Annotated in this window: 6 protein-coding genes; 4 read left to right on the forward strand and 2 right to left on the reverse strand. The window is 36.1% G+C overall.

The annotated features are described in order from the left end of the window. Positions 1-6 precede the first annotated feature (6 nt). On the reverse strand, positions 7-639 hold the full coding sequence (locus RM549_RS15155; RefSeq protein ID WP_311686324.1) for a DUF4403 family protein: 633 nt from the start codon (positions 637-639) through the stop codon (positions 7-9). Between the two features lie 104 nt (positions 640-743). Then, positions 744-1,757, reverse strand: coding sequence for an LLM class flavin-dependent oxidoreductase (locus RM549_RS15160; protein ID WP_311686325.1), 1,014 nt, complete (start codon positions 1,755-1,757; stop codon positions 744-746). Between the two features lie 316 nt (positions 1,758-2,073). On the opposite strand from RM549_RS15160, the gene RM549_RS15165 reads away from it, so the two are divergent. The 4 genes from RM549_RS15165 to RM549_RS15180 form a co-directional block, all read left to right on the forward strand. Then, positions 2,074-3,969: a fasciclin domain-containing protein gene (locus RM549_RS15165; RefSeq protein ID WP_311686327.1), complete on the forward strand. Its 1,896-nt coding sequence runs from the start codon at positions 2,074-2,076 to the stop codon at positions 3,967-3,969. 223 nt (positions 3,970-4,192) lie between these two features. Then, positions 4,193-4,978, forward strand: coding sequence for a DUF72 domain-containing protein (locus tag RM549_RS15170; protein WP_311686329.1), 786 nt, complete (start codon positions 4,193-4,195; stop codon positions 4,976-4,978). A gap of 363 nt (positions 4,979-5,341) precedes the next feature. After that, complete coding sequence (locus RM549_RS15175) at positions 5,342-6,688, forward strand: phage integrase SAM-like domain-containing protein (protein WP_189602900.1); 1,347 nt, start codon at positions 5,342-5,344, stop codon at positions 6,686-6,688. Between the two features lie 745 nt (positions 6,689-7,433). Next, positions 7,434-7,659 (forward strand): four-helix bundle copper-binding protein (locus RM549_RS15180; protein ID WP_311686331.1); only part of this gene is annotated, 226 nt, incomplete at its 3' end.

Raw genomic sequence — 7,659 nt, forward strand, 5'->3', positions numbered from 1 at the left:
TTTTATTTAAAGAATAATTTTTTCAATATCAACATTTGCCATTCCTTCAATATCCAATTTTAACAGAAGGTGTTTTTCCTGTGGCACGATGTCTCGAATCCTGATGCTTTCCAGATCCCCGGAAACAAAAATCCCTTTTTGCGGCTCAACACGATTTTGCAGTTTTTCATTAATCGTCTTTAGCTGTTCCTGGATATGCGGAAGAAAATCGAACCTCATCTTTTCTTTGAGCTTGTTGTACATAAAAATATTGGCTACTGTCTCCAGAAAGTTATTCAATAACCAGTTGCGGGTATTCCCATCAAGTTTATAATCTTTGATCATTATCACCTGCTCCTCTTCATGAAAATCTATAGAAAGATTTATAAGCAGACGCCCTTCTTTATTCCTGAAAACCGAGGTTAATGCCCGTACCTTCAGCTCCAGAACTAGATCGTATTCTTCCTCCAGGCTCCTTTCCAGGACAACATCAAGAATTTCAGCATACGTTGATGTTTTTCCGTTTTTTTCGGTCTTTACTTTCTCACCTACAAGTTTCTTCCGCAGTAAATCTTCCAAAACATAATATTCTGCGCGAACAGGTAAGGCTATGATTACTTTGCCCTGAGGAGAGTCTTCAATATTTTTAATGGTATCCATACGTTAGTTTCCTACTAAAATACATTTTTCTTTCATAAAATCGTTTTACTGCCTGCACTTTGGAGTCAGTTAAAAAGCCCGATACTCAAAATGGCAATTTTCGGCTATATTTCATTCATTACTTCGGAAAAAATTCTGTAAGAATTTACCCGGTCCTCATGATGATAAATATGAGAAGCAACCATTAATTCGTTGACGCCGGCGCCGGTTTTCTTCAGAAATTCCTGAGTTTCCTGTTTTACCGTCTCTTTACTACCAACAAAAGCATATTTCAACATCCTTTGAAAAGCAGGGTTTTCTGAAATTTCCTTTAACTCTGGCGTTAAGTCTATTGGTTCCTGAATATAATCTATGTTGCCCGTCATTACGCCAATCATCATTCTAAGCATAGAAGTAGAAATGCGCTCTGCCTCCTTATCTGTGTCGGCAGCAATTACATTTATACAGGCAATGGTGTAAGGCTCCTGCAGATATTCTGAAGGTTCGAAGTTGTTATAGTAGATATTTAACGCTTCAAAAAGATGTGTTGGCGCAAAATGACTTGCAAAAGCATAAGGCAAACCTTTTTTGGCTGCCAAATGGGCGCTGTCTGTACTTGAACCTAATATATAGATAGGAACATCCACACCTTCGGCTACAGTTGCCCGCACTTTATAGTCCATGTTTTCAGTTGAAAAATACTGCTGTATCTCCCCAATTTCTTCGGGAAATTTATACACTGCATGCATCCTGTTTGCCCGGATTGCCTGAGCGGTCACCTGATCTGTTCCGGGAGCCCTTCCAAGACCCATATCTATCCTGTTTGGGTATAGAGAGCCAAGAGTCCCGAATTGTTCAGAAACTATTAGCGGGGAATGATTGGGCAACATAATTCCGCCAGAACCAACCCTGATCTTTTTAGTTCCTCCGGCAATATACCCTATCAGGACGGCAGTAGCCGAACTTGCTATGCTTATCATATTGTGGTGTTCTGCCAACCAAAAACGATGATATCCGAAATCTTCTGCTTTCTGAGCCAGATCCAGTGCTCTTTTAAAAGTTTCTTCGGGAGTGGAATTACTGGCCACACTCGCCAGTTCTAATATGGAGTATGGGGTATATTTATTTTTCTCAGACATTATATTCTCTTTTTTTCCGCCGAAAAAATGCGCTCTATTTCGGCTTTAAATCTTCATTTATCGTAGCATCTCAATTTAAGCAACATTAGAGGAAAACCACAGGATTTCAGAGAATTTTAGCATTGATTTATATCAAATAAATAAGGTTTCAATGATTGAAATACTTCCTCTTACAATTTTTTTGCAGCACTTTTTCTATAAGGTAGATCAGAAAGGTAGATCAGAGAAATTTAATGTTTAATAATATTTAACAAATCTTAAACAAAGTTTCAAGATTCCCTGCCTTACCTTTAACTTCTAACAAAAACTTTGAACTATGAAATATTTTAAATTTAACAAGATTGCTGTAGTGGCATTTTTGGCTTTTGGCCTTTTTTCCTGCAGCGAGGATGATGATTTTAATCCCGGAGGGACACCAGATGGTGGAACGGGTGATGACGACCCCACTACTGAAGTCCAAACCATAGCTGGTTTTGTTTCAGATAATGAAGATTATTCTTCTCTTGCAGCTGCTCTGGAAGCTGCAGACCTGACTTCTACACTGGATGGAACAGAACTTTACACTGTATTTGCACCAAACAATGCTGCATTTGCAACATTCTTAGAAGATAATGGTTTTGAAACTCTGGACGATGTTCCTACAGATGTTCTAACTCAGGTTTTACTTAACCACGTACAATCAGGAAGTATGATGTCTTCTTCCCTCTCTACCGGATATGTTGAGAGTATGGCTACCGGAATGGCTTCAGAAGATCCCCTAAGTCTTTATATTAATGCTGATGACGGGGTAATGCTTAACGGTGTTTCTACAGTAACCACAGCAGATGTGGAAGTAGATAACGGGGTAATTCATGCAGTTGATGCAGTAATCGGGCTGCCAGATGTAACTACATTTGCAACAGCAGACCCAGACTTTAGTATTTTAGTTCAGGCTCTGACAAGAGAAGAATCTTACAGCTTTGTAGAAACTTTAATGATGACAGAAGATCCTGCTCCATTTACTGTTTTTGCTCCTACAGATGCTGCTTTTGAAAACGTATTGGCAGAATTAGATATGGCCGGTTTAGGTGATATCCCAGCAGATCTTTTGGAAACTATTTTAAGTTATCACGTTGTTGCCGGTAGTAACGTAAGATCTGGAGATCTTGAAGACGAAATGACCGTTCAAACTCTTGAAACTGGTGAATTTACTATTAATATAGGAGATGATGTCACCATTACCGATGAAAACGGGAGGACAGCCACAATTGTTATGGCTGATATACAGGCAAACAATGGTGTAATTCATGCTATTGACAGAGTAATCCTTCCCGAAAATGATGCTATAGAGATTGAAAGCAATACTATAGCCGATTTCGTAGCCGGAAATGAAAATTATTCTTCTTTACTGGCTGCACTGGAAGCTGCAGATCTTACTGATACTTTCACAGGAACAGACAGTTATACTGTTTTCGCTCCTGATAATGATGCTTTTGCAGCATTTTTAAATGATAATGGATTTGCTACTTTAGATGAAGTTCCTGAAGAACTACTTACCCAGGTTCTTTTAAACCATGTACAAATGGGAGAAGTAATGTCTTCAGACTTAAGTACAGGTTATATGGAAAGTATGGCCGTTTGGGGAACTTCAGACGAGCCATTAAGCATGTATATTAATACTGATGATGGTGTTATGATAAATGGTATGGCTACCGTAACTTCAGCAGATAATGAAGTAGACAATGGTGTTATTCATGCTGTTGATGCAGTTATTGGATTACCCGATGTTACCACATTTGCAACAGCCGATCCAGATTTTGATTTACTTGTACAGGCGCTTACAAGAGAAGATTCTTTTACTTTTGTAGAAACCCTTATGATGAATGAGGATCCTGCTCCATTTACTGTTTTTGCACCTACTAATGATGCTTTTACAGCTTTACTTGAAGAACTTGAAGTTGAAGCACTAGGCGATGTACCTACCGCAACTTTGGAAGCTGCTTTAGGTTACCATGTAGTAGCAGGAGCCAACGTAAGATCTGGGGATCTTACTGATGGAATGGCTGTAGAAACTTTGCAGGGCGAAGAATTCACTGTTAATCTTGAAGAAGATTCTGTGACAATTACTGATGCTAACGGAAGAACATCTACTGTTATCGCTGCAGATATTCAAGCTACTAATGGAGTAATTCACGCGATTGACACTGTGCTTTTACCATCTATGGAAGAATAAATAGTTGGAAAGTTTAGATAAAGAAGAAGCTGTCTCATTAATTTGAGGCAGCTTTTTTGTTTGTTCCCAATTGATTAAATTGAAAACAGATCAAATGAAAATTAATACCATGAGCAAGATTAAATTCAGCTGAGATGATAAGTATAATCTGCAATTTTGTAACAAGACCTGTACAAGTACATATGCCAGGTAAAAAGAATTTTCAACAATTAAAACTTAGCAGATGGCAATAAAAATGCAGGGTGGCGAAACTGATTGTGGTTTCCGGCATCATTTATATTCAGGTCTTAGCGGCTTACAATTGCCAACACCCAAATACCTGTTTCCACCTCCATTTAAAAATTCAAGCAGGTTGACCTATTATGCATCCATATTTAACAGCATTGAAATTAATAGTTCATTCTATAAAGTTCCGCGACCGGCAACAGTCGCTAACTGGGCTGCATCAGTGCCAGAACATTTCAGATTTACATTTAAACTATGGAAAGAAATAACGCATAAGAAAAGTTTAAATTTTAATAATGAAGATGTTATAACTTTTTTTAACGCCATTAATTCAGTCCATACAAAGAAAGGCTGCTTACTTATTCAGTTTCCTCCGGGAATTGGAAGGGAGTACAGCACGCAACTGGAGAATTTGTTAGGCTGTATAAATAATTCAGATCCTAAACAAGAATGGAAGCTTGCTGTAGAGTTCCGAAACAAATCGTGGTATCATGAAGATGTTTATGATGTATTAAATTTTCACAAAACTGCAATAGTCATACAGGACATTCCAAAGTCGGCAACACCTCTACTAAATCATAAATCTGATTTTATATATCTCCGTTTTCATGGTCCAACAGGAAATTACCGGGAGAGTTATTCAGAAGATTTTTTGAGGGAGTACGGCAACTTAATAAATGAGTGGATAGAAGAAGGGAAAAGCGTATATACCTATTTTAATAATACAATCGGCGATGCTTTTAATAACGTAAAATTGCTAAACCATTTCGTTCAACATCAATAATGGTTTAAAGTTGGAACAAAATTTAAAATCCATTGGAATAAATATTAAATGAAAGCAATTGATATCAATTAAAAAATTTCGCTTGAATAAGGAGTTATTCTGTACCCGTTTTAAAAAAGAAAGGCCTCACATTCCTGTGAAGCCTTGTCATTGCTAGTAGCGGGAACTGGACTCGAACCAGTGACCTTCGGGTTATGAGCTTGACACTTAACATCATCAAACTTGACCAAAAGCCTGTATAATCAACTGTTTTCAAGGTAGTCAATATTTTTAGAAATCAAATAATATCATCTAAAATAAAATTATTCTGTACTTATTCTGTACTAGTTTTTATTATCTTTATACTCTTCTAATAAGATGATTATGGCAAGTATTAAAATTGTATTGCGCAAAAATATGATGAAAAAGGACGGCACTATTCCTTTGGCTCTTAGAATTAGCGAAAATTATAAGACAAATTACAAGTGGCTGGGTCAATATATTTCCGAAAAGGACTGGGATAAAGTTGCAGGAAAAGCCAAGAGAACCTATCCTAATCATAAAAAGCTGAACAACTTTTTGATGAAGAAGTTGACAGAGGCAAATGATCTTTATTTTGATTCTAAAGATGAAAGCATTACACCAAAACAGGCTAAACAAAAATTGAAAGGACCAGGTGGCTCTAAGTCATTCTTTGCAGTTGCAGCAGAACGAATTATGAGTAAATATGATCGTGGAACTTTTTCGGTTGCTAAATCAGAGCTTTCCATTTTATATAATATTGAAGAGTTTCTTACTCTTAAATCCTCGTCATCCAAAAATGATGTAATTAAAGCTATAAAACAAAGAAGAAAGGATAGGGTGAGTAAAGCACGGAAATCTCAATACTCTTTTATGGATGGCATAGATCATTTTAAGAAAAATAAGACTTTGAAGTTCCGGGATATCGATCAAGCATTTATAGAGAGATATAAAACTTTCTGTTCTGCCTACTTGAATCAGAAAACACGTACTATATCAAATCAACTAATTTTCATTAGAACGCTTTTTAATATTGCTATTAAAGATGGAATTGTAGCTTCGAAATTTTATCCATTTGCGGGAGAAAAGGAAAAGATACGAATCGGTTCGGGTAACAAAATTGGCCTTACAACTAAGGAAGTTGAAAAAATAGAATCCCTACAATTTGAGCCTCAATCATCAATCTGGCATACACACAACGTATGGTTGATTGCCTTTTACTTTGCTGGCATACGTATTTCAGATGTGGTCAAATTAAAATGGGCTGATTTTAAGGATAACCGACTTTATTATGTTATGAATAAAAACGAAAAACCCTTAAGTCTTAAAATTCCTGATAAAGCTAATGTCATATTGAATTTTTACAGAAAAAATCAAAAAGAAAATAATGGGTATATATTTCCCTTTCTAAAGGATTCAAAGAGTGACAACGCAGAGGATATTTTTATAAAAACTAGAAATGCAACAAAACTGTTTAATAAATATTTGAAACGAATTGCCAGCCAATGTGAAATTGATAAGAATTTATCAAATCATATTGCACGTCATAGTTTCGGGAATATAGCTGGGGATAAAATACATCCTTTAATGCTTCAGAAATTATATCGACATAGTGACTTAAAAACAACTTTGAACTATCAGGCAAATTTTATTCATAAAGATGCCGATGATGCTTTAGACAAAGTTATTAATTTCTCCGTCAACGGGTAAATACAAAGCGAGCACCGTTTCTGCAATAGGGATATTTTGGTCGTTTTGAAGTACGGAAATAGAAAAATTTTTGGATTTCATCTGTTGCTGCCACGGTTTTTCAACGGCTATGGTTGGAAATATCTACATCTTCGGTTACAACGATTAATTTTATTAATGAAGATAGGTTTCGTAACCCGGAGGTCAGGAGTTCAAATCTCCTTCTCGCTCCCAGTAAAATCAAGGCTTTCGAGGAATCGAAGCCTTTTTGCTTTTATCAAGTACAGAAATTTAATATTTTCTGGGTTGGCATTTGAATTGTCCTTTTTGATCTTTATTGTAGGTAAATTTTATTTTTCCGGAAAAAAAGGCACACAAATATAAGATCTAACCAATTTTTGAAAAATTGTAGGTTTTGAATTATTTATAATAATTCAGCGAATCAATGTGGCTTGCCGCCTTTTGTATAGATAAGTAGTTCAGAAATTGGGCGACTAAGAATTCTATAAACACTGAAGATGTGAGAAGTACATCAATTAAAGGTAATCCGTTCAATAAATCATAAAATTCTTTAAAGCTACTCTCAATAACCAAAAGCGCTCTTCACCTGAACATTTATACCAGAATGTGCAGCCATATATTAAACAGGAAGTTAAAATATGCTAACTATATGATAAAACCACAATAATTAAGGTTTTATCTTTAAAATCAAAAGGTCCTTTCCGTCGTTAAGCTGTAATTTCGAAACAAACTAAAAAATTTAACTATGAGAAATGAAGAGCTAGTAAAAGGCATGTCCAACTGCGTAAATCACTGCAACTGGTGTGCTGACGCTTGTTTAAATGAAGAAAACCTAAAAGATATGGTTGAATGCATAAGACTGGATAAAGCTTGTGCAGCCGTATGCAGGGCATTGAACGACATTCTACTTACAGAATACAAGGATATTCAAAAATTGGTGGACTATTGTATTGAAATGTGTGAAAAATGTG

The organism is Autumnicola patrickiae (assembly GCF_031846525.1).
GTDB lineage: Bacteria > Bacteroidota > Bacteroidia > Flavobacteriales > Flavobacteriaceae > Autumnicola > Autumnicola patrickiae.

What these genes read in the sequence shown, in the direction of transcription:
- RM549_RS15160 (WP_311686325.1), bottom strand. Translation starts at nt 1,757, where the DNA reads ATGTCTGAGAAAAATAAATATACCCCATACTCCATATTAGAACTGGCG.
- RM549_RS15165 (WP_311686327.1), top strand. Translation starts at nt 2,074, where the DNA reads ATGAAATATTTTAAATTTAACAAGATTGCTGTAGTGGCATTTTTGGCT.
- RM549_RS15170 (WP_311686329.1), top strand. Translation starts at nt 4,193, where the DNA reads ATGGCAATAAAAATGCAGGGTGGCGAAACTGATTGTGGTTTCCGGCAT.
- RM549_RS15155 (WP_311686324.1), bottom strand. Translation starts at nt 639, where the DNA reads ATGGATACCATTAAAAATATTGAAGACTCTCCTCAGGGCAAAGTAATC.
- RM549_RS15175 (WP_189602900.1), top strand. Translation starts at nt 5,342, where the DNA reads ATGGCAAGTATTAAAATTGTATTGCGCAAAAATATGATGAAAAAGGAC.